Origin of the sequence: Rahnella selenatireducens, assembly GCF_046449555.1 — a bacterium.
In the GTDB taxonomy this organism is placed as follows: Bacteria; Pseudomonadota; Gammaproteobacteria; order Enterobacterales; family Enterobacteriaceae; genus Rahnella; species Rahnella selenatireducens.
The window spans coordinates 17,404-40,952 of sequence record NZ_JBKEZJ010000018.1; the positions used below are offsets into that span (position 1 = coordinate 17,404).

Annotated in this window: 16 protein-coding genes and 1 riboswitch; of the genes, 10 read left to right on the forward strand and 6 right to left on the reverse strand. The window is 53.1% G+C overall.

Going from position 1 to position 23,549, the window contains the following annotated elements:
• Positions 1-16: 16 nt before the first annotated feature.
• The gene (locus ACLBVC_RS21645; RefSeq protein ID WP_410151335.1) at positions 17-3,907 is read right to left on the reverse strand and encodes a S6 family peptidase; all 3,891 of its coding nucleotides are present in this window, start codon (positions 3,905-3,907) and stop codon (positions 17-19) included.
• Between the two features lie 463 nt (positions 3,908-4,370).
• Here ACLBVC_RS21645 and ACLBVC_RS21650 point away from each other — a divergent pair, with 463 nt between their 5' ends.
• Positions 4,371-6,023, forward strand: a complete 1,653-nt coding sequence (locus ACLBVC_RS21650) for a Na/Pi cotransporter family protein (protein WP_410151336.1) — start codon at positions 4,371-4,373, stop codon at positions 6,021-6,023.
• A gap of 63 nt (positions 6,024-6,086) precedes the next feature.
• Here ACLBVC_RS21650 and panS read toward each other — a convergent pair whose 3' ends face one another.
• Positions 6,087-7,004 carry a ketopantoate/pantoate/pantothenate transporter PanS gene (gene panS / locus ACLBVC_RS21655; RefSeq protein WP_195816332.1) on the reverse strand — a complete coding sequence of 306 codons (918 nt, stop codon included), beginning with the start codon at positions 7,002-7,004 and terminating at the stop codon, positions 6,087-6,089.
• A 94-nt stretch (positions 7,005-7,098) separates the two neighbouring features.
• The gene (lysC, locus tag ACLBVC_RS21660; protein WP_410151337.1) at positions 7,099-8,487 is read right to left on the reverse strand and encodes a lysine-sensitive aspartokinase 3; all 1,389 of its coding nucleotides are present in this window, start codon (positions 8,485-8,487) and stop codon (positions 7,099-7,101) included.
• A 112-nt stretch (positions 8,488-8,599) separates the two neighbouring features.
• Positions 8,600-8,788: riboswitch (Lysine riboswitch) on the reverse strand.
• Between the two features lie 232 nt (positions 8,789-9,020).
• Here lysC and pgi point away from each other — a divergent pair.
• The 4 genes from pgi (at position 9,021) to ubiA (ending at position 12,862) form a co-directional block, all read left to right on the forward strand.
• Positions 9,021-10,667, forward strand: a complete 1,647-nt coding sequence (gene pgi, locus ACLBVC_RS21665) for a glucose-6-phosphate isomerase (protein WP_410151338.1) — start codon at positions 9,021-9,023, stop codon at positions 10,665-10,667.
• A gap of 250 nt (positions 10,668-10,917) precedes the next feature.
• Positions 10,918-11,325, forward strand: a complete 408-nt coding sequence (psiE, locus tag ACLBVC_RS21670; protein ID WP_195816329.1) for a phosphate-starvation-inducible protein PsiE — start codon at positions 10,918-10,920, stop codon at positions 11,323-11,325.
• 89 nt (positions 11,326-11,414) lie between these two features.
• A complete protein-coding gene (gene ubiC / locus ACLBVC_RS21675) occupies positions 11,415-11,954 on the forward strand; it encodes a chorismate lyase (RefSeq protein ID WP_410151339.1) in 540 nt (179 codons plus the stop codon).
• A 29-nt stretch (positions 11,955-11,983) separates the two neighbouring features.
• Complete coding sequence (gene ubiA / locus ACLBVC_RS21680; protein ID WP_410151340.1) at positions 11,984-12,862, forward strand: 4-hydroxybenzoate octaprenyltransferase; 879 nt, start codon at positions 11,984-11,986, stop codon at positions 12,860-12,862.
• An 86-nt stretch (positions 12,863-12,948) separates the two neighbouring features.
• On the opposite strand, the gene plsB is transcribed toward ubiA, so the two are convergent.
• Positions 12,949-15,429, reverse strand: a complete 2,481-nt coding sequence (plsB, locus tag ACLBVC_RS21685) for a glycerol-3-phosphate 1-O-acyltransferase PlsB (protein ID WP_410151341.1) — start codon at positions 15,427-15,429, stop codon at positions 12,949-12,951.
• A 138-nt stretch (positions 15,430-15,567) separates the two neighbouring features.
• On the opposite strand from plsB, the gene ACLBVC_RS21690 reads away from it, so the two are divergent.
• The 3 genes from ACLBVC_RS21690 to ACLBVC_RS21700 all read left to right on the forward strand — a co-directional run bounded on the left by ACLBVC_RS21690 (position 15,568) and on the right by ACLBVC_RS21700 (position 17,263).
• Positions 15,568-15,936 (forward strand): diacylglycerol kinase, encoded by a 369-nt coding sequence (locus ACLBVC_RS21690; RefSeq protein WP_410151342.1) that lies wholly within the window; start codon positions 15,568-15,570, stop codon positions 15,934-15,936.
• 119 nt (positions 15,937-16,055) lie between these two features.
• Positions 16,056-16,664, forward strand: a complete 609-nt coding sequence (lexA, locus tag ACLBVC_RS21695; protein WP_047605531.1) for a transcriptional repressor LexA — start codon at positions 16,056-16,058, stop codon at positions 16,662-16,664.
• A 389-nt stretch (positions 16,665-17,053) separates the two neighbouring features.
• Complete coding sequence (locus tag ACLBVC_RS21700) at positions 17,054-17,263, forward strand: CsbD family protein (protein WP_101074856.1); 210 nt, start codon at positions 17,054-17,056, stop codon at positions 17,261-17,263.
• 194 nt (positions 17,264-17,457) lie between these two features.
• On the opposite strand, the gene zur is transcribed toward ACLBVC_RS21700, so the two are convergent.
• Positions 17,458-17,967 (reverse strand): zinc uptake transcriptional repressor Zur, encoded by a 510-nt coding sequence (zur, locus tag ACLBVC_RS21705; RefSeq protein WP_410151343.1) that lies wholly within the window; start codon positions 17,965-17,967, stop codon positions 17,458-17,460.
• 99 nt (positions 17,968-18,066) lie between these two features.
• Entirely contained in the window at positions 18,067-19,263 is a 1,197-nt protein-coding gene (locus ACLBVC_RS21710) for an ROK family protein (protein ID WP_410151344.1), read from the reverse strand.
• A gap of 109 nt (positions 19,264-19,372) precedes the next feature.
• Between ACLBVC_RS21710 and ACLBVC_RS21715 the strand changes: the two genes are divergently transcribed.
• On the forward strand, positions 19,373-22,627 hold the full coding sequence (locus ACLBVC_RS21715) for a DUF5107 domain-containing protein (protein ID WP_410151345.1): 3,255 nt from the start codon (positions 19,373-19,375) through the stop codon (positions 22,625-22,627).
• A gap of 12 nt (positions 22,628-22,639) precedes the next feature.
• A complete protein-coding gene (locus ACLBVC_RS21720) occupies positions 22,640-23,545 on the forward strand; it encodes an aldose 1-epimerase (RefSeq protein WP_410151346.1) in 906 nt (301 codons plus the stop codon).
• Positions 23,546-23,549 lie beyond the last annotated feature (4 nt).

Below are 23,549 nucleotides of genomic sequence, written 5' to 3' on the forward strand. Positions count from 1 at the left end.
GTTTCTGAATCGTTATTTAAAAGCTGATTCTGACGCCGGTCGTGACCTGCCAGTAATCAATTCCTTCTTCCTCCAGACGTTTCTGATATTGCCCGCCGACGCTCAGAGAGACATTCGGCAAAAGCGTATTCACCAGCCCGACATCCAGCAGAGCTGCGCTTCCCGGCACACCCGTTGAGAAATCACTGGATTCGGCACTATGTACATCCCCAATGGCGACGGTTTCGTCATTACTGAAGTCTTTATACAAACGTGTACTCGCAATAATTGCCCATTTCCCGGCATGCAAACTGTCCCAGTCATAGCGATACCTCAGGCCGATATGACCGGTAGGGCGTACGATATTGCCGTAATCAATATGAGCACCATCAACATCAGTAAAATCATCGACTTTCAGGTACTGAACTCCGGCACCAATGAGAGGCGTGAGCTGATGCTGCCCAAAAGTGAACTGGTAGCCTAAATCCAGCGTGGTCCCCAAGGATTTGGCATTAATATCAGCCACATCGCCACCACGAAGATCTGTAGAAACTGTGCCATCATATTTCGCAGCGTCCAGTTCCCACTCAGCCAGTAGACCGTCGTTCTGCTTGTAAACGAGTAGTGTTGACAGCCCCCAGGCGGTGTAGTGCATTTTGCTGTCACCATCTGCCGCATCCGGCGTTATGTCCAGCTCTGCACGGGAAAGCCCGAAATTCAGCCCGAGGGACTGCGTTTCGTCCCCGAGTTGCAACACTTTGCCGCCAAACAACCAGCCTTCCTGTTTTTGTTTGTAGTCGTAACCGTAATTTTTAAAGCTTAGCCCGGAGTGATACGTATCTTCCCCGTTGAGATACTGGAAGAAAATGTTAACCCTCTTATCGTCCAGCAGAAGAGCCTGATCATGGAAACTGGTGTTCAGACGGCTGCTGTAACTGAGTAACGCCGACGGCAGGGACAAATATGAAGGCACCTGTGGCGTTACCGCAGAGCGGCTATCACTATTTTCAGGTGTCGGGGCTATGCCGCTGTCATCGGGATCAGGTATTGGTGTTGTACCGCCGCCATCGGGGTCAGGAATTGGCGTTGTGCCGCCGCCATCGGGGTCAGGAATTGGCGTTGTGCCGCCGTCATCGGGATCAGGAATTGGCGTTGTACCGCCGTCATCGGGATCAGGAATTGGTGTTGTACCGCCGTCATCGGGATCAGGAATGGGATCGGCTGTCGGCTCATTATTGTCGTTCTCACTGAGCATTCTGTTTTGCAGGCGGTAGTCCCAGTACTGACCTCCGGAACCTGCAACGGCACGCTGAACTGCTGAGCTCCGACCCGGAGCAAAAGCGTAGAGCGTATAGGCATATGCGCCCCTTGCGACGTATTCTCCCGCCAGCGCAAAGGTATTTTTACCGGCATTCCCGCCAACCTGAATCAGGGAAATCCCTTCCTGATTATCTGCTACGCCATCGTTATCGCTGTCGGTGAATATCCCACTGCCATCGGGTGTGACGGAGACCGAGATCGGCTTGCCAGCAGAAATGACATCGCCGTCTATGAGCAGACGGTCATACTGTAAATCATCGGTATTCAGTCTGGCGCGCAGGTTGATCACATCATTATCACCCGCGGACAGATTCCCGTTAACCCGCATTGTCGCAGGGTTAATGCTGTCTGTGGCGGCCTGAACGTGATCATAATGTGGAGCCAGCACGACATTATCTTTCAGAATCAGATCAGCGATGCTGGCATTGCCGGAAAATGAAGTGCCGTTTTCCAGTGTCAGCGCTGAAGTCAGTGAACCTTCCAGCACAAAATCGCCATTCTTAACTGTCGTGCCGCCGGAAAACGTGTTATCGCTGTACATCAGAAGTGTACCCCAGCCGTCTTTAATCAGGCTGCCTGTCCCTTCCAGTGCAGCGGTAATGATGGCGTTTGCAGCACCGACGGTACTTTTATCGCTGGCGTCACCGGCGATAATGGACAATCTGGCGTTATCTCTCAGCATTACATTTCCGGCGAGCGTGCTGCGGCTGTGCATTTGTAATGCAGAATTTTCGGCAAGCGTCATATCAGATTCGAGCGTTCCATGTTCTCCCAGGGTGAGAAGTCCGCCCTGATTTAGGTTTAACGTGGTGATCTGATAGGTTTCGTCTATCCAGTCATTACTGAAGATAGCGCCCCCTGCATGAGGTGTTTGCTTTCCAGCAAGCATCAGGCCGCCGTTGAGTACTGTAAAATCATTAAGATACGCACCGCCCGTCAGGGAATAGTTATTCGTGCTTTTTGTCGAATTCAAAATCGCGTTCATTCCCTGCGGATTATCAGGGGATCCCAGCTGGCCCAGGAAAGTATCGGATTTTGTATTCGCCAGCGTCAGGGTTGAACTGTCATTCCCGTTGGCGTTTATGATTGTGGCACCGGCATCACTGTGGTTAATCGCCGTGAAACTCATGTCATAACCGTTGAGATCCAGCACTCCGCCACGATAACCAAAGAAAATCTGGTCGGGGGCGACCTGACTTTCACCGCCCAGTTGTACCGTAGGGCGACCACTCACAATCGTTACCGATGAAAATGCCTGATGGTGTCCTGCGCTGTCGTCTTGTTGGGCAAGTACGACCGTTCCGTCACCGACATTTAATGAGCCGGCGTTGTCACCGGTGGCGTTAACATACAGAGTGCCCGCCCCGATTTTATGCAGGCTGTCTCCCGCTACGCCTTTAACTTGCCAGTCGACGGTTTTGCTGGCGTCAACTTCAATTCCGCCGCCCATCCAGGTGTTTCCTGCACCTTCAGCGGAAACCACGCGATAGTCATTGGAGAACTGCAGTTTACCCGCGCCCTGATCAACGCTGGCATCCAGTACAATCAGGCCGCCATCACCGTTGAAACGCAAATCTTTCGAGGCATCCATAGAGGGGTTGCGAACATCCGTTCCGACATCTCCGGCGATAATCTTGTCTATGGTAAGAATAAACTGCCCGGGTAAATCCGGGTCAGCGCCGTGCCATTTCCAGACGGAATCCCCCTGAACGATATCGCCCACAGCGCCTGTGCCGGTCCAGTGTATATCGCCACTGGCGGCGACATCAGTCACATCCGGATCGGTATTTTGGTCAAATATACTGTTAATGAAGTCGGTCTGAAGCGCTAATGCATTCGTTTTTGAGGTATGCGTCGCACCATTTTCAACCAAGATCCCGGAGGTGAGAACTCCATACATTTTCCATTTCTTATCAACATTGTCATAAACCAGAATCTGGCTGCCACTGTCCCCGGAGTTACCGGCAATATCTAAAGGGGAGCTTGTATCATTGTTAACCCATGTGATGCCATTTTGGGATATTTGAGATGGTTTTAATGTCCCTGCACTTTTCCATGCGTAAGGATTGGGTGTCAGTAAATTCAGATGCTGTCCTGTCGAATCAATCTGATATTGGTAGCCAGCACCCACACGAGCAAAATAGGTATAGCGTCCTGTATTTCTCTTATCGTAAACATCTGCGGGATCAACCATTTCGACCGGGGCGACTTCAGTAACGACTTTATTTAGACGCGCGGCGCTAAAATCTTCGGAGGGATGATTATTGTAATTAATAACAAGATAATCGTTGCTGTATTTTGCGCCGGTAGCAAAGTTGGTGTTCTCGTACCATCCGTTATGCTTAACGGTTGTGACATAGCTACTGGCGATGAGCGTGGTATAACCGTTTTTCGATGCGCTGGAAAAGTCGGGGATAGAAAAAGGCAGAAATCCGGCAGAAGTGCCATCAATATTAAATACTTCTACGTTTTCTGCGCCGGGTTTGTATTTCCCGATGTTTTCGGCAAAATCCCGGTACTCCTGAACAGGAATGTTTTCATTCATGACACCGGCTTCAGCGTCAAATATACAGAGCGATATTACGCCAACCAATAAGTCGTACTTCATAATCCATTACCTTGAGTATTTAAGGGGGGGCGGGATTTCTTTCAATAATCAACGGGTTGTTTATTGATGAGTTTTGTCGTTCCTGATGTGAAATATCTCCCCGACTTACGTGTTTAATTATGTTGGTTGAATTTATGGGTGTACAATAAATACATGGCGTTATGATTTCATTTCACACTATTTAAAGAGATAGCATTGAGCTGGAGAATAATATAAATCAATAAATATAAAGGCGGGGTTAATGTCTTCGCGCGGATTTTAAATGACAGTCTTTGTATTAACAATTTCGCTATTCTTAATAATAAATTTAATATCTCTTAACTCTGCAGTTTTGGCTTCGCTATCCTGTGGTCTTCTTAAGCGCGTAGTCTACAGTTAAATCTGTTAGATTAAGAAGATACAATAAGCGGCAACATTCCGTTCACCAATGGTTTGTGCCAGGCATAACAGGAGTTCTGCATTCGTGTTAACCCTTTTACACCTTCTGTCTGCTATATCGTTGCTAGTTTGGGGTACGCACATTGTGCGTACCGGCATCATGCGCGTTTTCGGTGCGAATCTGCGTCGTGTTCTGAGCAACAGCGTTGAGAAAAAACCGCTGGCTTTTGTGGCGGGTATTGGCGTCACCGCGTTGGTGCAAAGCAGTAATGCTACGGCGTTGCTGGTGACGTCGTTCGTTTCGCAGGGACTGGTTGCGCTCGCGCCCGCGCTGGTGATTATTCTCGGTGCCGACGTCGGGACCGCCGTGATGGCGCGTATCCTGACCTTCGATCTCTCCTGGCTTTCCCCGCTGCTGATTTTCGTCGGCGTGGCCTTTTTCCTCAGCCGTAAACAAACCCGCGCCGGACAAGTCGGGCGTGTCTGTATCGGGCTTGGGCTGATTTTACTGGCGCTGGAACTGATTGTGGCGGCAGCGACGCCAATCATGCAGGCATCCGGCGTTAAAGTGTTGTTCTCATCGCTGACCGGCGACGTCATGCTCGACGCCCTGACCGGCGCAATTTTCGCCATCATCAGTTACTCCAGTCTGGCCGCCGTTTTGCTGACGGCAACGCTGGCCGCGACCGGGGTGATTTCTCTCAAAGTCTCGCTGTGTCTGGTCATCGGCGCCAATCTGGGCAGCGGCCTGCTGGCGATGATCAATGCCAGCAAAATGAACGCCGCCGGGCGTCGTGTGGCGCTGGGCAGCACGCTGTTCAAGCTGATTGGCTGTGTAATTGTGCTGCCGTTTGTCGGCCTGCTTTCGACGCAGCTTGCGCGTCTGGGCATTCCAGACGAAGAGCTGGTGATCTATTTCCACATGTTCTACAACCTGATCCGCTGTCTGGCGATGGTGCCGCTGACGGCACCGATGGCAAAAGTTTGCCAGCTGATGATTGCCGATGTGCCGGAAGATGATCCGCGTCTGCGCCCGCGCCATCTGGATGTCAGCGCGATTGATACCCCGACGCTGGCGCTGGCGAATGCGGCACGCGAAACGCTGCGCATGGGCGATGTGGTGGAACACATGCTGATCCTCAACCGTGAAGTGATGCACGGAAAACTGGCGCAGGATCGCGAAGTGCGGCGGCTCGATGACGATGTTGACGTGCTGTATACCGCCATCAAACTCTATCTGGCGCAAATCAACAAAGAAGGGCTGGGCGAAGACGATTCACGCCGATGGGCGGAAATCATCGAAATGGCTCTGAACCTGGAACAGGCGGGCGATATTATCGAGCGAATGACCGGCGATATCACTGCGAAATCCCACGCTACGCGCCGTGCTTTCTCGCCGGAAGGGTTGGTAGAACTCGAAGCGTTGCACGAAAAATTGCTGGATAACCTGCGTCTGAGTCTGGGTGTCTTCCTCTCGAACGACCTGACCAGCGCGCGCCGTTTGCGCCGCTCAAAGCATCGTTTCCGCATTCTCGACCGCCGGTATGCGCACGCACACGTTGACCGCCTGCATCAGCATAACGTGCAAAGTATCGAAACCAGTTCGCTGCATCTCGGGTTGCTGGGCGATATGAAACGTCTTAACTCCTTGTTCTGCGCGGTAGCGTATAACGTGCTGGATCAGGACGAACAGGAAGATGAACAGCGTGAAAATAACGATGATATGAAGCGGGTATGAGTTTCTGAATCGGGTACAAACAATGAACCGGGCGCGAACGATGCGCCCGTTTTTTTTTGCTTATCAGTCTTTTTTAACCGGTTTACCGGACCAGTAACCGGCCAGCAAAGAACCGGAAAGGTTGTGCCAGACCGAGAAAAGTGCGCCCGGCAAAGCCGCCAGCGGCGTGAAGTAAATTTTCCCTAGCGTGGCGGCTAAACCTGAGTTTTGCATTCCGACCTCCATCGCCAGCGTGCGGCAGGTTGTCTCGTCAAACCCGAACAATTTCCCGCCCCAGTAACCGCTCAGCAGGCCGATACCGTTGTGCAGGATCACCGCCACAATCACGATCAGACCGACAGAACCGATAAAGCCCTGACTGCCCGCAACGACGGCGCTGATGATTGCGACGATGCACACCATGGAAAACAGCGGCAGCAGCGGCTCAATGCGTTTCACCGTTTTAGTAAACAGATGATGAATAATCAGGCCGGCTAAAATTGGAATAACCACGATCTGCAAAATACTCAGCAGCATGCCTTCGACATCGACTTTAATGTGTGTGTCGACATAAAGCCGCGTCAGCAACGGCGTGGCAAAAACGCCGACCAGCGTGGAGACCGCGGAGATCGTCACGGAAAGCGCGACATCTCCTTTCGCCAGATAAATCATCACATTGGATGCGGTTCCGCTTGCGACACTGCCTACCAGAATCATCCCGGCGGACAAATCAGGTGGCATATGGAACAGTTTTGCCAGCACCCAGGCCGCCAGCGGCATGACCAGATAATGCAGGAACGTTGCTGCTGCGACCGGTGCGGGGCGAGCCAGCACGCGTTTGAAATCACCGAACTCCAGCGTGACGCCCATCGCGAACATAATCAGCATCAGCAGGGTCGAAACGTGAGGCCCGATGGGTGTGAAAGTGCCGGGCGAATAGTAAGCCGCGACCGACAACAGCACGGCCCACAGCGGGAACAGGCGGGTTATTTTGGCTAACATGTTGAGGATGATCCTTGTCTTTGTTGTTTTGCAAAAGTACAGACAAAAAAAGACCGGGCACAAGGCCCGGTCTTCTCAGATACCGCGCCCGATATTATTCGAATAGGTTGCGGTGTAGAGTTTTTACGACCTGATCGGCATCACTGCCCGGCACCAGGAAGCACAGATTGTAGCTGCTTGCGCCGTAGCAAATCATGCGGATATTGAATGGATCCAGCACGCCGAAGACCTCTTTGCCGACGCCACAGGCTTGGGATAATTTGTTACCGATAATTGCAATCAGTGCCAGATTTTCTTCGACTTCCACGCGACACAGCGATGACAGTTCGGTCAGCAGTGACGTGGTCAGCAGACTGGCGTCTGATGAGGTTGAACCGGTGGTGTCGAGCGTCAGTGCCACGCTGACTTCTGATGTAGTGATCAGATCCACAGAAATATTGTGGCGTGCCAGAATGCCAAACACGTCGGCGAGGAAACCACGTGAATGCAGCATGGTCAGGCTGTGTAGCGTGACCAGCGTTTGTCTGCGGCGTAGGGCAATGGCACGGAACAGCGGCGGATTTTCAGTGTTGTCACACACTAACGTGCCGCCGCCCGACGGATCCTTGCTGGAGCCGACAAACACCGGAATACCGCGACGCACCGCGGGCAGAAGCGTGGCCGGATGCAATACTTTGGCACCGAACGTCGCCATTTCAGCCGCTTCTTCAAACGCAATGCGATCAATACGTTTCGCCGCAGGCACCAGACGCGGGTCAGTGGTGTAAATTCCCGGCACGTCAGTCCAGATATCCACACGGACTGCGCCCAGCGCTTCGCCCAGCAAGGCTGCGGTATAGTCGCTGCCGCCACGGCCCAGCGTAGTGGTCCGGCCTTTTCCTTCCGAACCGATAAAGCCCTGCGTTATCACCAGCGCGTCCTGTAAACGTGGCTGCAATTGCTGAAGTGTCAGGTCTGTCAGCGCCTGAGTGTCTGGCTCTGCGCGGCCAAAATGATCATTGGTGTGCATCACTTTACGCACGTCGAACCATTCCACCGGCACATTGCGCTGGCGGATGATTTCAACAAACAAAAGCGTGGACATCAGTTCGCCGTGGCTGACCAGTTCGTCGGTCAGCGCCGTGGAAGTCGCAAGGCTCGCGGCTTCGGACAGCATGGCGATATTTTCCAGCATGCGACCGATTTCTTCACGGATCACCGCCGGATTATCGAGGCGGTCAATTATGGCGTTTTGAATACGGCGAATTTCATCAAGCAGGAACACCCGGCGCTCGGTTTCTTTGCCTGTGGCCAGCTCGACTAATAAATTGGTGACGCCCGCGGAGGCGGAGAGAATGACCAGACGTACTTCAGGGCGCGCAAGAACGATATCTGCGCTGCGGTTCATGGCGTCGAAGTCCGCTACGCTGGTGCCGCCGAATTTGGCGACGATAACGTTGCCCAAAGGCTGCGGGTTGGCGTTGCGGGATGCTGCGTAATTCATGTAAAACCTCGTGTCAGGGTCGTCATACCAGACGGCCATCGATTCCATAATTCTCTAAGAATTGGCACAAGGGGAGGGCGGATAACGGGAGCAGACGTAGAGATGCTACGATACACCCAGAAGCGCTCCACCTTGTCGGCATCCTCACGGATGCCCGGTGACAACCCAGGGGATTCAGCCCCTGTAGCCGATCTTATGCCTGCCGAAGGCTTCAGACCTCGGCGTCGCTCCCCCTGATGTACCCTCGCAGGATTTCGGTTCCTCCGATACACTTCCTGGGCGACGCGCCTCTTCTGGCTCACGCGTCAAACGCGCGCGTGAGTTAGGTGCTTAGGAATAACGGGTTCTCGCCTTTCTGTCAACGGCAACAGGGCGCTAACGCCACATTTTGAACGATTGTCATCTAATATTGTTCTCTGTCATTGTGATTCAACAGATCTGACCTATCGCAAGAAAAGGCATCTCATCTCGGGAACTACAGGTTACAATCGGGACAGTTACCTCATATTTATTCTCAGCCTAAGAGCATTGCTATGAAAAATATCAATCCAACTCAGACCGCTGCCTGGCAAGCCCTGCAGCAGCATTTCGACACGATGAAAGATGTGCAGATTAGCCATCTGTTTGCTGAAGATGGTGATCGTTTCTCCAAGTTCTCTGCCACTTTTGAAGACCAGATGCTGGTCGATTTCTCTAAAAACCGTATTACGACAGAGACGCTGGACAAACTGCAGGCGCTGGCCAAAGAAACTGATCTTCAGGGCGCCATCAAATCGATGTTCTCTGGCGAGAAGATCAACCGCACTGAAGACCGCGCCGTTCTGCATGTTGCCCTGCGTAACCGCAGCAACACGCCAATCGTGGTGGATGGCAAAGATGTGATGCCGGAAGTGAATGCCGTTCTGGCGAAAATCAAAGGCTTCACTGAGCGCGTTATCGGTGGCGACTGGAAAGGTTATACCGGCAAAGCGATTACGGATGTGGTGAACATCGGTATCGGTGGTTCAGACCTCGGCCCGTTCATGGTGACCGAAGCGTTGCGTCCGTACAAAAACCACCTGAATATGCATTTCGTCTCCAACGTGGATGGCACGCACATCGCCGAAACGCTGAAAGACCTGTCCCCGGAAACTACACTGTTCCTGGTGGCATCAAAAACCTTCACCACGCAGGAAACCATGACCAACGCCCACAGCGCGCGTGACTGGTTCCTGAAAACCGCGGGTGACAACAAGCACGTGGCGAAACACTTCGCTGCGCTGTCTACCAACGGTAAAGCGGTCAGCGAATTTGGTATCGACACCGACAACATGTTTGAATTTTGGGACTGGGTTGGCGGCCGTTATTCACTGTGGTCCGCGATTGGCCTGTCCATCGCGCTGTCCATCGGTTTCGAAAACTTCGAACAGCTGCTGAGTGGCGCTCACGCGATGGATAAACACTTCGCGAATACCCCGGCTGAGAAAAACCTGCCGATTCTGCTGGCGCTGATTGGTATCTGGTACAACGATTTCTACGGCACTGAAACCGAAGCTATCCTGCCCTACGATCAGTACATGCACCGTTTTGCGGCGTACTTCCAGCAAGGCAACATGGAATCCAACGGTAAATTCGTTGACCGTAACGGCAATCCGGTGGATTACCAGACTGGCCCGATCATCTGGGGCGAGCCAGGTACCAACGGCCAGCACGCGTTCTATCAGCTGATTCACCAGGGCACCAAAATCGTTCCTTGTGACTTCATCGCGCCTGCGGTCAGCCACAACGCACTGAGCGATCACCACGCGAAACTGCTGTCTAACTTCTTTGCACAGACTGAAGCGCTGGCATTCGGTAAATCTCTGGAAGTCGTCGAGAAAGAATTCGCCGATCAGGGTAAAAAACCGGAAGACGTTAAACACGTCGCACCGTTCAAAGTGTTCGAAGGTAACCGTCCGACCAACTCCATCCTGCTGCGCGAAATCACGCCATACAGCCTGGGTGCGTTGATCGCGATGTACGAGCACAAAATCTTCACGCAGGGCGCTATCCTGAACATCTACACCTTCGACCAATGGGGTGTGGAACTGGGTAAACAACTGGCGAACCGTATTCTTCCTGAACTGGAAGGTAGCGAAGATGTGACCGGCCACGACAGCTCGACCAATGGTCTGATCAACCGCTTCAAAAACTGGCGCTAATCCCTCGTCATCCTTCAGGCTGTTTCAGCGTTGGCTGCGTGAACTCACCCCGGTCACTTACGTATGTAAGCTTCGGGGCTTCGTTCCCTTGCCGCCTTGATCCAGCCCGAATGATTTAGACGAACAGGTCGAAATATTTCTAAATAAAAGGGTTAGCCCCAACAGGCTGACCCTTTTTCAATGCCGCTTTTCCGGCACAGACTCTGTGGTATTCTGCGGGTATTAATAACAAAAGTGGGATGTAGATCACATGGCAGGATCAAAACGTGCGACGATGGTTTCCGTCATCATGCAGCGAATTTTGAACGTTTTCTTATTAGGGCTGGCCGTTATTCTGATGATTTTTATCGGGCGCGAAACCTACCATCTGGCGATGGTTTTGTTCGTCAATAACGATCAGTCTTCATCGTATCTGCTGATAGAGGGCATCGTGATTTACTTCCTCTATTTCGAATTTATTGCGCTGATCATTAAGTACTTTTCGTCGGGATATCACTTCCCGCTGCGTTACTTTATTTATATCGGCATCACGGCGATTATCCGCCTGATTATCGTCGACCATAAAAGTCCTTACGACACACTGGTTTACGCCTGCGCCATCCTCGTCCTCGTCGTGACGCTTTACCTCGCCAACGGCGAACGTCTGCGTCGCGAATAAATGAGGCGATTACTGCCTTGCATTCATGCGTTAGAATGCGAGGCAGATAATTAATTGGAGGTATGAATACCTCCATGATGGAGCCGTTGATGTCTGATTCCCATTCCCCTGAACAACTCCCGATCCATTGGTTTCAAGATCCGAATGACGTGCCAGCGGATGTTGCTGACTGGCTGATGGAAATGGGATCCATGACCCGCCGGTTTGAAAAGCAGGGTGTTACCGTCACCGTGAAACCGAAAAATGAATGTTTTGTGCGTCGTGATGAGCTGGGTGAAAGCGAAGCACAACAGTTGCCGGAAAGCGCCCGTTATTGGGTTCGCGAAGTGATCCTGTTTGGCGATGCTGAGCCCTGGCTGCTCGGACGCACGGTGATCCCGGAAGAAACGCTGACAGGGCCGGATCTGGCGCTGGTCGATTTAGGCACGGTGCCGCTGGGCCGGTATCTGTTTAGCGGTAACAACCTGACCCGTGATTACATCCATCTGGGACAATTAAATACTGAGCAGGGCAGTTTATGGGCGCGTCGCTCGCGGCTTTGCCTGTCGGATAAGCCCCTGCTTTTGACGGAAATTTTTCTGCCGGACTCGCCGGTTCACCGCCCTGAGGGCAAAGTGGGCGAGGCATGAGCCAAACCAATCCACAAGGAGAACAGAGAGTGTCAGGAAGTATGACTCAGGGCACCTGGCGGGATTACTGCCGCCTGATGCGCATTGATAAGCCGATAGGTTCCTTGCTGCTGTTGTGGCCGACGCTTTGGGCGTTGTGGCTGGCCGGTGAGGGCGCGCCTTCTGCCAAAATTTTACTGGTCTTCGTGCTGGGCGTTTTTTTCATGCGCGCGGCGGGTTGTGTGGTGAATGACTATGCGGACCGTAAATTCGACGGACACGTAAAACGTACGGCCAACCGCCCGCTGCCGAGTGGTGCGATCACCGGGAAACAGGCAAAAATCTTGTTTGTTGGGCTGGTGCTGGTGTCCTTCCTCTTGGTTCTGACGCTGAACCGGATGACCATTTTGCTGTCCCTCGCGGGGCTGGCGCTGGCATGGGTTTACCCGTTCATTAAGCGGGTCAGCAATCTGCCGCAGTTTGTGCTGGGCGCGGCGTTTGGCTGGGCAATTCCGATGGGTTACGCCGCTGTCAGCGGGACGTTACCATTAAGCTGCTGGCTGATGTTTATCGCGAATATTTGCTGGACGGTGGCTTACGACACGCAATACGCGATGGTCGACCGTGATGATGATTTAAAAATTGGCGTGAAATCCACGGCGATTTTATTTGGCCGTTTTGACACGCTGATTATCGGCCTGTTGCAGCTGGCAACGCTGGTTCTGATGGGCATTATCGGGCATCTTTCCCAGCTTGGCGCCCCGTTCTGGTGGTCATTAGTGCTGGCCGCTGCGCTGTTTGTTCACCAGCAAAAGCTGATTGCCAAGCGTGAGAGAGATGCCTGCTTCCTTGCTTTTCGCCAGAATAATTACGTGGGGCTGGTGCTGTTCCTTGGCATCCTGATGAGTTTATCTGCTTTCAGCTTCTGAGCCTTTCAGGCAATAAAAAAACGCCCGGTCTTTTATAAGCCCGGGCGTTTTGCTTTATGGCATTACCGCAATGATTTTAACGTCAATCAGTGGTCGGTATCGCGCACATCCATCTTCGGCTCAGCCGGAGGTTCGGTCGCCTGAGGCAGCTCAGAAGGCATACCGGCGCTTTCAATGGTGAGTTTGATATCCGGCGTCATCAGATCGCTGAGCATGTTGTAAATCTCACGCGTCTGTTCCTGAATCGCATCGCCGCTGTCGCTGATATACCCTTCAGCGCGCAGTGTGCCGACCAGCGTGGAGAATACCGCTTTGTCGAAGAATTCAGGGGCATTAATGCCGTGCAGCACGGATAAACGCTGCGCCATGATCCGGCTCTCTTTTTCCAGCGCACCGCGGTTGATGCTTGGATTATTGGTGAGCAGGGAGAATGTAATCGCGTAGCGTTGCAGCGTTTCGCGGACACCCGCCGCCAGCAGTTGCAGCGTGCGGATGCGCGCCGGGTTCAGCGTCAGTTCGTCGTCTTCCAGATGAATGATCTGCTGACGCGCCAGTTCCAGCGTCAGAATATCCAGCACGTGCGGAAGTTCCGATTTATCGAAATGCATAAACAGTTCAGCTTTCAGCATCGGATAAATCAGTTCGACCTGACGCAGCAACTCAGCACGACTCACATGACGGTGGTGCATCACGATGCTTGAAATCAGCGACGGCAGAACCAGCATATGGTGGATGTTATTGCGGTAATACGTCATCAGCACCGCTTGTTCGCGCGGCAGAACGATGATGTCGCCGATATTGTCTTTCTCGACCTGGAACTTGTTCATGTTCAGGGCGTGATCGAGCAGTTGGTCGGCAGTCAGATCAGGCACCGTCGAATCGGCGTTATACGGCACGTTGCGCAGCAATTGCAGATAACAATCAATCTGCTCGGTCAGCTGTTCGCGGGTCAATGAACGCTGACGCGATGCCAGCAGCGCGGTACAACACAGGTTCATGGCGTTTGCCGCCGCTGAGTTGTTGATGCGCACCATAATCTGTTCTGCCAGATCCTGAACCGTTGGCGTCAGCCAGCTCGGACGCTGCGCTTCGATAGGGTCGATCGCTTCACGCCAGGTTGGCACGTTCTGGTTCAGATACGTGGTCAGATGCAACGGTTCACCAAAGTTTACATAACCCTGACCAAGGTTACGCAGTTTGCGTAAACCGTTGAGCATCTGGGTCAGGCTTTCTTTCTCTTTGGTCGCTCCGCGCAACTCCTTGGCGTAAGTACCCACTTCCATCACGTGCTCGTAACCAATGTAAATCGGCACCAGAGTAATAGGACGGGAACCGCCGCGCAGCATGGCCTGAATGGTCATTGAGAGCGTACCGGTTTTCGGCTCCAGTAAACGCCCGGTGCGCGAACGTCCACCTTCAACAAAGTATTCGACCGAATAACCGCGGCTGAATAATTCGCCGAGGTATTCGCGAAACACTGTCGAATACAGTTTGTTGCCTTTGAACGTCCGGCGAATGAAGAATGCGCCCAGACGGCGGAAAATCGGACCTGCGGGCCAGAAATTCAGATTGATACCGGCCGCAATGTGCGGAGGCACCAGCCCCTGATGATAAAGCACATACGACAACAGCAGGTAATCCATGTGGCTGCGGTGGCAGGGCACATAAACGATTTCCTGTCCTTCGAGCGCAAGCTGACGCACACGCTCCGCGTTATTGACGTTGATGCCTTTATACAGGCGGTTCCACGTCCAGCTCAGCACGCGATCAGAAAGGCGCACGGCTTCATACGAGAAGTTAGCCGCAATCTCTTCCATCAGGGCGATGGCGTTTTGCTGGGCTTTTTCGTGTGAGATTTTCTTGCTGCGCGCTTCGTCCTCAATGGCTTTTTCAATCGCCTTGGATGCCAGCAGTTTATTGAACAAATCCTGGCGCGCCGGCAGACGTGGCCCGACCGCCGCCAGACGTTGGCGGGAGAAGTGCATACGCGCAACACGCGCCAACTTCTGGGCGATGGTTTTGTCGGTTCCGTGCTCGGTCGCCATATAACGCAGCGAAACGGTATTGGAGAAACGGACAAAACTGTCGCGGCCCAGCCACAGCACGGCGAAGAATTTCTGGATCCCATTCAGCACGCGCAGATGCGGCGTATCGTGGCCTTCGCGGCCTGGCGCACGGCCAAACATGACCGATACGGGCAGCATCTGAATGTCTAAATCCGGGTTATTACGGTGCAAATCCAGGTAATCGTGGAACAGCTTTACCGATTCCTGCTTGGGCGTGTAATAGGAGAAAACGCGCGGGCCTTCGGCAATAAACACATGGCTCGGCAGCAGCGTTCCGTCGATTTCCAGCGGAATAAGGGGATCAGGCAGATTTTGAGCCAGACACTGCGCACGCAATGTCAGCAAATCCGCTTTGGAGTTATAAGGCAATACGTACAGAATTGGCCGGGTCGGGTCTAAATGCAACTCGGTAACCGGATCTGAAGGTATGACCTTGCTCTTTACCAGCAATGAGAGTGGTAAATTCAATAATGTGTAATAAAGTCTACGCCAACCTGACATAAAAACGTGAAGCCTCTTGTTAGCCATTTCGCCGCAAGGATACCAGAAAGCTCAGACGAGATCTGTGGTGATGAGATACCATTAAACCGCTAAAATGCGCAAAACCCGCAGGATAATATTTCAAGGATCAGTAACAGAATGGCGAACCAAGTCACTGGATTTACCCGCATCTATAAAGCCGCAGGCTATTCCTGGAAAGGCCTCAAGGCCGCATGGCAAAACGAGGCTGCTTTTCGGCAGGAAGCCAGCGCTACTATCCCGCTAATTTTATTAAGTTTCTGGCTGGATGTGAGCAGCATAGAACGTATCTTGCTGATCGGCTCCGTCGTGCTGGTCTGTGTGACTGAATTGCTCAACAGTGCCATAGAATCTGCGATTGACCGCATCGGGCCTGAGTTTCACGTTCTGTCAGGCCGCGCTAAAGATATCGGTTCTGCCGCTGTACTGCTGACCATCATATTGGCGATTTTTGTCTGGGTCAGCATCTTTTGGCCGCGATGGTTCTGATTTGGAATCTGCATTCCAGGAATTGTCGTTATGCCCTGTTTTTATTCAATCTTAGGTTTTCATTGACCGTTTAGCTGTATATACTCACAGCTAGACTGTATAAACAACCAGGGGGCGGAATGAAAGCTTTAACGACCAGACAACAAGAGGTCTACGACCTTATTCGCGATCATATCTCCACCACCGGTATGCCACCGACCCGAGCAGAGATTGCGTCCCGTCTCGGGTTCCGTTCCCCGAACGCGGCGGAAGAACACCTGAAAGCGCTCGCGCGTAAAGGCGTTATTGAGATCGTTTCCGGTGCTTCGCGCGGTATTCGTCTGCTGATGGAAGAAGAAGAAGGTTTACCGCTGATTGGCCGTGTTGCTGCCGGTGAACCGCTGCTGGCTCAGCAGCACATCGAAGGACATTATCAGGTCGATCCGGCCATGTTTAAACCGAGTGCGGATTTCCTGCTGCGCGTCAGCGGGATGTCGATGCGTGATATCGGTATTCTGGATGGCGATCTGCTGGCAGTACACAAAACGCAGGATGTCCGTAATGGTCAGGTTGTCGTTGCACGTATTGATGATGAAGTCACGGTCAAGCGCCTGAAGAAACAGGGCAGCGTGGTTCAGTTGTTGCCTGAAAACAGCGAATTCCAGCCTATTGTGGTTGATTTGCGTGAACAGAATTTTAGCATTGAAGGTCTGGCTGTTGGCGTTATCCGCAACGGCGACTGGATCTAATCAGCGCTTAAGCACTACGTTGCAGGTGCGTTGGCCGCCTCTGACGCGCCTGTAAAATCAGTATCTCATCGTCCCGTTTTGGGGCGATGTTGTTTTAGGCATGACTCAGAAACTCTCCCGATAAAATCCTCTTTCTTACTGTTATCCGTTTCATTGCCTGTTCAAAGAAAATGCCGTGTTCGCTTCCTCTATGCCCTGAATTAGCGGCCTTTTTCAGTCAGACAGATTTCAATTCCACGTTATTTCCTGCTTTGGATTAATCCTAATAGTGGTTTTTATCCCTGTTTTGGGAAGACGAATCCGCATTCTCTACTAAGCTTTGAAGTGTTAAGGACGGGCTGCCAACAAACGTGCAGCTCTACAACCCAAGGTAACAGGAGATATTTATTATGAATAAGGACCAAGCCGACGGTAACTGGAAGCAGTTCAAAGGGAAAGTGAAAGAACAGTGGGGTAAGCTGACTGATGACGACCTGACAGTCGTTGAAGGTAAACGTGATCAGCTGGTAGGTAAGATTCAGGAGCGTTATGGCTATCAGAAGGATCAGGCCGAGAAAGAGCTCAAGGATTGGGAATCGAAAAACAAATATCACTGGTAACACGCGACTCCCCCTCGCGTATCAGTGACGTATCCTGAGTCATTGCTGCTCCTACCCGGAACACTTTCAGGATACGGGTACAAGGATGTACCCAACCTTCAATATCTTCCTTCAGCACCTTAAATTATCCGTTCAGCTGCGTGAAAACCCTTCCGCTTTAGGATTTTTAAAACCCATTCAAAAACAACTGTTTATCAACGTTTTTTCACAACAATGCTGTGGTCGTGTTCGCAATGATCGTGACTGTCGCAGGTTTCAACAACTTTGCATTCGGCACATAAGCCATGCGCTTCAACGACCGAATGACGCAACTCAAAACCGGATTCATGCGCCAGTTTCGCCAGACGTTCTTCAATGCCGTCAGTGGTTTTTTCCGTGACCAGCCCGCAGCGATCACAGATAAACAGCGCGGAAGTGTGGCTCGGCTCTTCGAAATGATGGCAAAGCACATAGCTGTTAGCCGATTCAACCCGATGAATAAACCCTTGTTCCAGCAGGAAATCAAGCGCCCGGTAAACCGTTGGCGGTTTGGCCTGTGGCTCGCTGACGCGCAGCAGATCCAGCAAATCATAGGCGCTGATTGCACCGGGTTGTTGCGCCATCAGTCGCAAAACTTCCAGCCGCTGCGGTGTAAGACGAACATTGCGTTGCTGGCAAAGTTCTTCAGCTTGTGAAAGTAATTTTTCTGGATTATTCAGGGTCATAGCAACATTCTCTGAGCGCAGATTGGGATAAATAGGCCACATCATGCAGCCATTCTTAATTTTATCATGCTTCAGCCAGATCGACGAATTATGCGCCGCTCAACCCGCCATACTTTCCAATGCCTTTTCCACATACAGATAGCCGATACCCATAATTTGCTGCTCGCGACTCAGCGTGCCGGGCGCGATGTGTGTCGCCAGCGTTTTAACGTGGTCGGTTCTGTCGAACGGGTTCAGTCCGCTCTGCACCCGCACGGCGTTGAGCCAGTCGTCGCCGAATCCGCAACTGCGGCCATACAGATAAATACGGTTAATGTTCAAAATATTGAGGAAGTTGTACAGGCTCAGCCCCAGCGCCCGCGCACCTTCCATCACCTGCGCGCAAAGTGCCGCGTCGCCCTGATGAAAGCGGTCAATCAGCTCCTGCGTGCCCGGTGTGCGTAGTGCCTGCGAAGGATTTTCTGCCGCGATAAGCTGGCGGGCTTTTTTCTTCAGCGCCGACAGCGAAGCCAGCGTTTCCAGGCAGCCGTAGCGGCCACAGGCGCAGCGGCTGCCCTGCGGATCGACAATCGTGTGCCCGAGTTGCCCGCTGCCGAACAGGCTGCCGCGATAAATCTGCTGATTGATCACGAAAGAAGATCCGATACCGTAATCGACGTTGATCACGCAAAAATCATGCTGTTCGTTCGCGTGCTGCCACTTCTCGGCCAGCGCCAGCATGATGCAGTCGTTATCCATCAGGATTTCGGTTTGCAACTTATCTTCAAGTAAATATTTAATCTCGATTTCGCCGGTCCACGGTGCCTGCGGCATGCGCTGAGATACGCCGGTGGTCGGGTTGACCTGGCCGTGGATCGCCAGCGCCAGCCGGATTTTGAGTCCGGGGAATTTCTTCCGATACCGATGAAAACAGGCCTCGATCTGCGCCAGCAGCGCTTCCGGCGTTTTGACCGCAATATCCGTCAGCTGATAATCACTCAACGGCAGAATCAGCCGGTTTACCAGAATACTCTCGATGCGATAAGGCGTGATGTTCATGCACAGGATCGTGCTGCCATCTGTGGCGACCTGATAACTGCCGCCGCCCAGCCCGCGGGAATGTAAATTCACCGGATTATGGGTGATCAGCCCGTTGTGTTGCAGATCATCAAGGATCTTGCTGATAGCCGGGATCGACAGATGTGAAAGTCGAGACAACATTGATTTACTTGTGTTTTTTTTCCGGTAAAGCAATGTCATCAGCACCTGTTTATTAAACTGACGTACCCGCGAATTGTTTAATCCTTCCATCGGCATTTACTAAACCCCGTTTACTGAATTGCGTGACCGTAGCGGATCCGCGCCTTTTGTACGTTGCGTAGACTCTCGAAATTGATATTTCGGTATGACGTATTGAGGACAAATCATGAGCGGAACAGTCAAAGTCTGGCAGGAAGCGGTGGATTTACCGACCTGGTTAACAGGGAAACAGGACACGCACCCGATGTTTCTGGCGCATCGCGTGTATCAGGGCTCGTCCGGCGCGGTCTATCCGTACGGCGTGACCGATACGCTGACCGGTGAGAAAGTCATGAAAACTTATCAGGCGCTGTATCTGGAAAATGATTACATCAAAATCATGCTGTTACCGGAACTTGGCGGGCGTGTACATCGCGCCTGGGACAAAGTAAAACAGCGCGATTTTGTGTATTACAACGAAGTCGTGAAACCGGCACTGGTCGGCTTGCTCGGGCCGTGGATTTCCGGCGGCATTGAATTTAACTGGCCGCAACATCACCGCCCGACCACTTTTATGCCGGTGGATTTCACGATTGCAGAGCAGGAGAACGGCGCGAAAACGGTCTGGATGGGTGAAGTTGAGCCGATGCGCGGTTTGCAGGTGATGACCGGTTTCACGGTGTATCCGGACAAAGCGCTGCTGGAAATCAGCGCCAAAATTTATAATGGCAACCCGACGCCGCGCCATTTCCTGTGGTGGGCGAACCCCGCAGTCACCGGCGGCGACGGTCATCAGAGCGTATTCCCGGCGGATGTCACTGCCGTTTTTGATCACGGCAAACGCGACGTCTCCTCATTCCCGATCGCCACCGGCACTTACTACAAAGTGGATTACTCCGCGGGCGTCGATATCTCGCGTTACAGAAACATTCCGGTGCCGACGTCATACATGGCGGATAAATCGGACTTCGACTTTGTCGGCGCGTATGACCACGATCAACAGGGCGGATTACTGCACATCGCCGACCATCATGTTTCACCGGGCAAAAAGCAGTGGACCTGGGGGAATTGCGATTTTGGCCGTGCGTGGGACAGAAATCTTACTGACAACAACGGGCCGTACATCGAACTGATGACCGGCGTCTTCACCGATAATCAGCCGGACTTCACCTGGCTGGATGCGTACGAAGAAAAATGTTTCGTGCAAAACTTCCTGCCTTACAGCGGGTTAGGTACGGTGCAAAATGCTTCTGAGCAGGCAGTAGTTAAGCTTGAACGTCACCGTGACACGCTCAAATGGGGCGTTTACGCCGTCAGTCCGTTACAGGTTGCACGACTGGAAATTGCCGGTGAAAAGAGCAGCGAACTTCTGTTCGAAGACGCTGTAAACCTGCAACCGGGCGAGGTGATTCAGGGCGAGTTGCACGGCGAATTCCCGGCGCGTCTGCGTTTACGCTTGCTGGATAAACAGGGCGCGGAATTGCTGACCTATCTGGAGCATCAGGCTGAAGAAATGCCGCTGCCCTCGCCGGCCACTGCGCCGTTGCCTGCGGCGGACATCACTTCTGCCGATGAAGCCTGGTTTATCGGCCAGCATCTTGAGCAGTATAACCACGCCAGTCAGGGCGCGGCGAAATACTACCGGCGCGGCGTGGCGCTCGACCCGCTGGATTATCGCTGCAATCTGGCGCTGGCGACGCTGGAGTACAACCGGGCGAATTTTTCTCAAGCTATCACTCTGGCGGATGCCGCACTGAGCCGTGCACACCGTCTGAATAAGAATCCGCAATGCGGCCTGGCGAGCCTGATCCGCGCCAGTGCGCTGGCACAAACCGACGATTTTGATGCCGCGTTTGACGGTTATTACCGTGCCGTGTGGAGCGGTAACGCCAAACCGGGCGGGTACTTCGGGCTGGCGCAGATTGCGACCCGCCGCCAGCGGTTCACTCAGGCGCTGAATTTCTGTGAGCAGGGGCTGGCGACGCAGGCTAATCATTACGGGCTGATTGGCCTGAAAGCTCTGTTGCTGTGCCTAAGCGGGCAGGATGCACGTCCATTTATCGACATGCATTTGCAGCAATATCCGCTTCACTACCTTCTGCATTTTTTACGTTATCACCTTGCGCCCGACACTGACGCTGCCGCTGAACTGCGCCGCGTTACCGGGCGTCGTGGCGAAAATGCCATGAATATCGCCATGCAACTGACAGAGTGCGGGCAGGATTTGCTGGCGCGGGAAGCTCTGCGCGTGCTCGACAGTCAGGAAACACTGCCGTTGTATTTACGTGCGAGCCTTGAGGACGAAGGGCGCGAAGCCTTGTGTCAGATGGCGCGGCGTGTTTTCCCGGACAGGGTACGTTTCCCGCAATGGCTGGCGGAAGTCCGCCTGCTGGGGGCATTGCCTGATGACGCCTTTGCTCTGCATCTTCTGGCCTCTTTCCATTACAGCAAAGGCAATACTTCTTCCGCCGTGACCTGCTGGCAGCGCTGTCTGACGCTTGAACCGGACTTTGCCGATGCGTTGCGCGGGCTGGGAATTTATGCGTGGAACCACCAGCACGATGCTTTAGAAGCGCGCCGCTGTCTGGAAGAAGCCTGCCGGTTACAGCCACAGGATGCCCGTTTGCTGTTTGAATCTGATTTGCTGAACCGGCTGACCGGTGTTCCGCCGCAAATCCGTCTCGCGCGGCTGGAGAAACTGTTGCCGGTAGCGACACAACGTGACGATCTGACCGCCGAATTGCTCGGCCTGTATAACCTCAGTGGTCAGTTACAGCCTGCGAAAGCGCTGCTGGCCGACCGGCAGTTCCATCCGTGGGAAGGTGGCGAAGGACGGATCACCGGACAATATCTGATGAATAAACAGCTGCTGGCCTTTGAAGCGCTGAATGCCGGAAACGCGGTTGCTGCACAGGCGCTATTGCTGTCGGCGCTGGAATATCCGCATAACCTTAGCGAAGGGCGGCTGGTCGGGCAGACTGACAATGACATCTGTTTCTGGCTGGGCGTCTGCGCGCAAAAACTACAGCAGCATAAGCAGGCGCAGGCGTGGTTTGAGCGTGCGGCGGCCGGTGATAAAGGCATGGGCGAGCGACGTTATTACAACGATCAGCCGGTCGATTATCTGTTCTATCAGGGAATGGCGCTGCGCAAACTTAACGATCCGGCGCAGAGTCGTCAGGTCTTCACGCAGATGCTGGAATGGGCCGCCAGTGCGGAAATGCAGCCGGTCACCGACGACTTCTTTGCGGTGTCATTGCCGGATTTAGTGGTGCTGACCGGCGACCGTCAGAAAGATCATCGTATCCACTGTTTGCTGGTGCGCGCGCTGGCGTTGCGCGGGCTGAACGACGACGGTTCCGATGATGTGCTGCAACAGATTTTTGCGCTGGATCCGTCCTGTGCAAAAGCGCATCTCTTCTCGCAGCTTCCTGCGTCTTAACCGGAGAAAAATATGCCGCTCTGTTCTCTGGAAAACCGCCACCTTGCGCTGACTGTGTCGTCATCGGGCGGCGCGATTTTACAGCTTAGCGCAAGGCGCTCCGGCGGGGATTTTCCGCTGCTGCGTCCGGCTATGCTCAGTGATGAAACGCCTGCCGCGCAGTCTGCGTGTTTTCCGCTGGTACCCTTCGGCAACCGGCTGAAAGGGAATGCGTTCAGCTTTGAAGGGAAAACGTATCGCCTGGCGCCGAATACCGCCGATGCGCATTACCTGCACGGGGACGGCTGGCTGGCGGAGTGGGACTGTATTTTTCAGAGTGCGACGGCACTGACGTTGATTTTTGAGCATCACAGCGACAGCTATTGTTACCGCGCCGAACAGCACTTTGCGCTCGACGGCGACCGGCTGGAGGTGACGATGACCGTCACCAATCTGGCATCTTACGCATTGCCGTTCGGACTGGGCTGGCATCCATTTTTCCCGCTGACAGAATCCACCCGTTTGCAGGCTGCCGCTTCGGGGCACTGGCAGGAAGACGCGCAATGTGTGGCGGGGAAACATCATCAAAATTTGCCCGCTGGTCTGGATTTTTGTACCCCTCAGCCGCTGCCACGCCGTTGGACGAATAACGGATTTTCTGGCTGGAATGGTTCGGCGGATATCGTCTGGCCGGATGCCGGACAGCAATTACGGCTGACTACACAACCGGCCTGCCCGGTGTATTTCCTGTTTATTTCTGATACCCGTTTCGACCCCGGCTATCAGCACGACTTCTTCTGCATTGAACCCATGACCCATGCGGCAAATGACCATCATTTGCCGGGCGGCGGCTCGCTGACGATTTTATCTCCGGGCGCTCACCTGACACAGCAAATGTCGCTGCACGGTATTGCACTGTGCGGCGACGAACATGCCTGAATGA

Bases quoted from the DNA above. Each gene is read 5' to 3' on its own strand.
- ACLBVC_RS21700 (WP_101074856.1), top strand. From the start codon at position 17,054: ATGAATAAGGACCAAGCCGACGGTAACTGGAAGCAGTTCAAAGGGAAA.
- pgi (WP_410151338.1), top strand. From the start codon at position 9,021: ATGAAAAATATCAATCCAACTCAGACCGCTGCCTGGCAAGCCCTGCAG.
- zur (WP_410151343.1), bottom strand. From the start codon at position 17,967: ATGACCCTGAATAATCCAGAAAAATTACTTTCACAAGCTGAAGAACTT.
- psiE (WP_195816329.1), top strand. From the start codon at position 10,918: ATGGCAGGATCAAAACGTGCGACGATGGTTTCCGTCATCATGCAGCGA.
- plsB (WP_410151341.1), bottom strand. From the start codon at position 15,429: ATGTCAGGTTGGCGTAGACTTTATTACACATTATTGAATTTACCACTC.
- ACLBVC_RS21720 (WP_410151346.1), top strand. From the start codon at position 22,640: ATGCCGCTCTGTTCTCTGGAAAACCGCCACCTTGCGCTGACTGTGTCG.
- ACLBVC_RS21710 (WP_410151344.1), bottom strand. From the start codon at position 19,263: ATGCCGATGGAAGGATTAAACAATTCGCGGGTACGTCAGTTTAATAAA.
- lysC (WP_410151337.1), bottom strand. From the start codon at position 8,487: ATGAATTACGCAGCATCCCGCAACGCCAACCCGCAGCCTTTGGGCAAC.
- ACLBVC_RS21645 (WP_410151335.1), bottom strand. From the start codon at position 3,907: ATGAAGTACGACTTATTGGTTGGCGTAATATCGCTCTGTATATTTGAC.
- ubiC (WP_410151339.1), top strand. From the start codon at position 11,415: ATGTCTGATTCCCATTCCCCTGAACAACTCCCGATCCATTGGTTTCAA.
- lexA (WP_047605531.1), top strand. From the start codon at position 16,056: ATGAAAGCTTTAACGACCAGACAACAAGAGGTCTACGACCTTATTCGC.
- panS (WP_195816332.1), bottom strand. From the start codon at position 7,004: ATGTTAGCCAAAATAACCCGCCTGTTCCCGCTGTGGGCCGTGCTGTTG.
- ACLBVC_RS21715 (WP_410151345.1), top strand. From the start codon at position 19,373: ATGAGCGGAACAGTCAAAGTCTGGCAGGAAGCGGTGGATTTACCGACC.
- ACLBVC_RS21690 (WP_410151342.1), top strand. From the start codon at position 15,568: ATGGCGAACCAAGTCACTGGATTTACCCGCATCTATAAAGCCGCAGGC.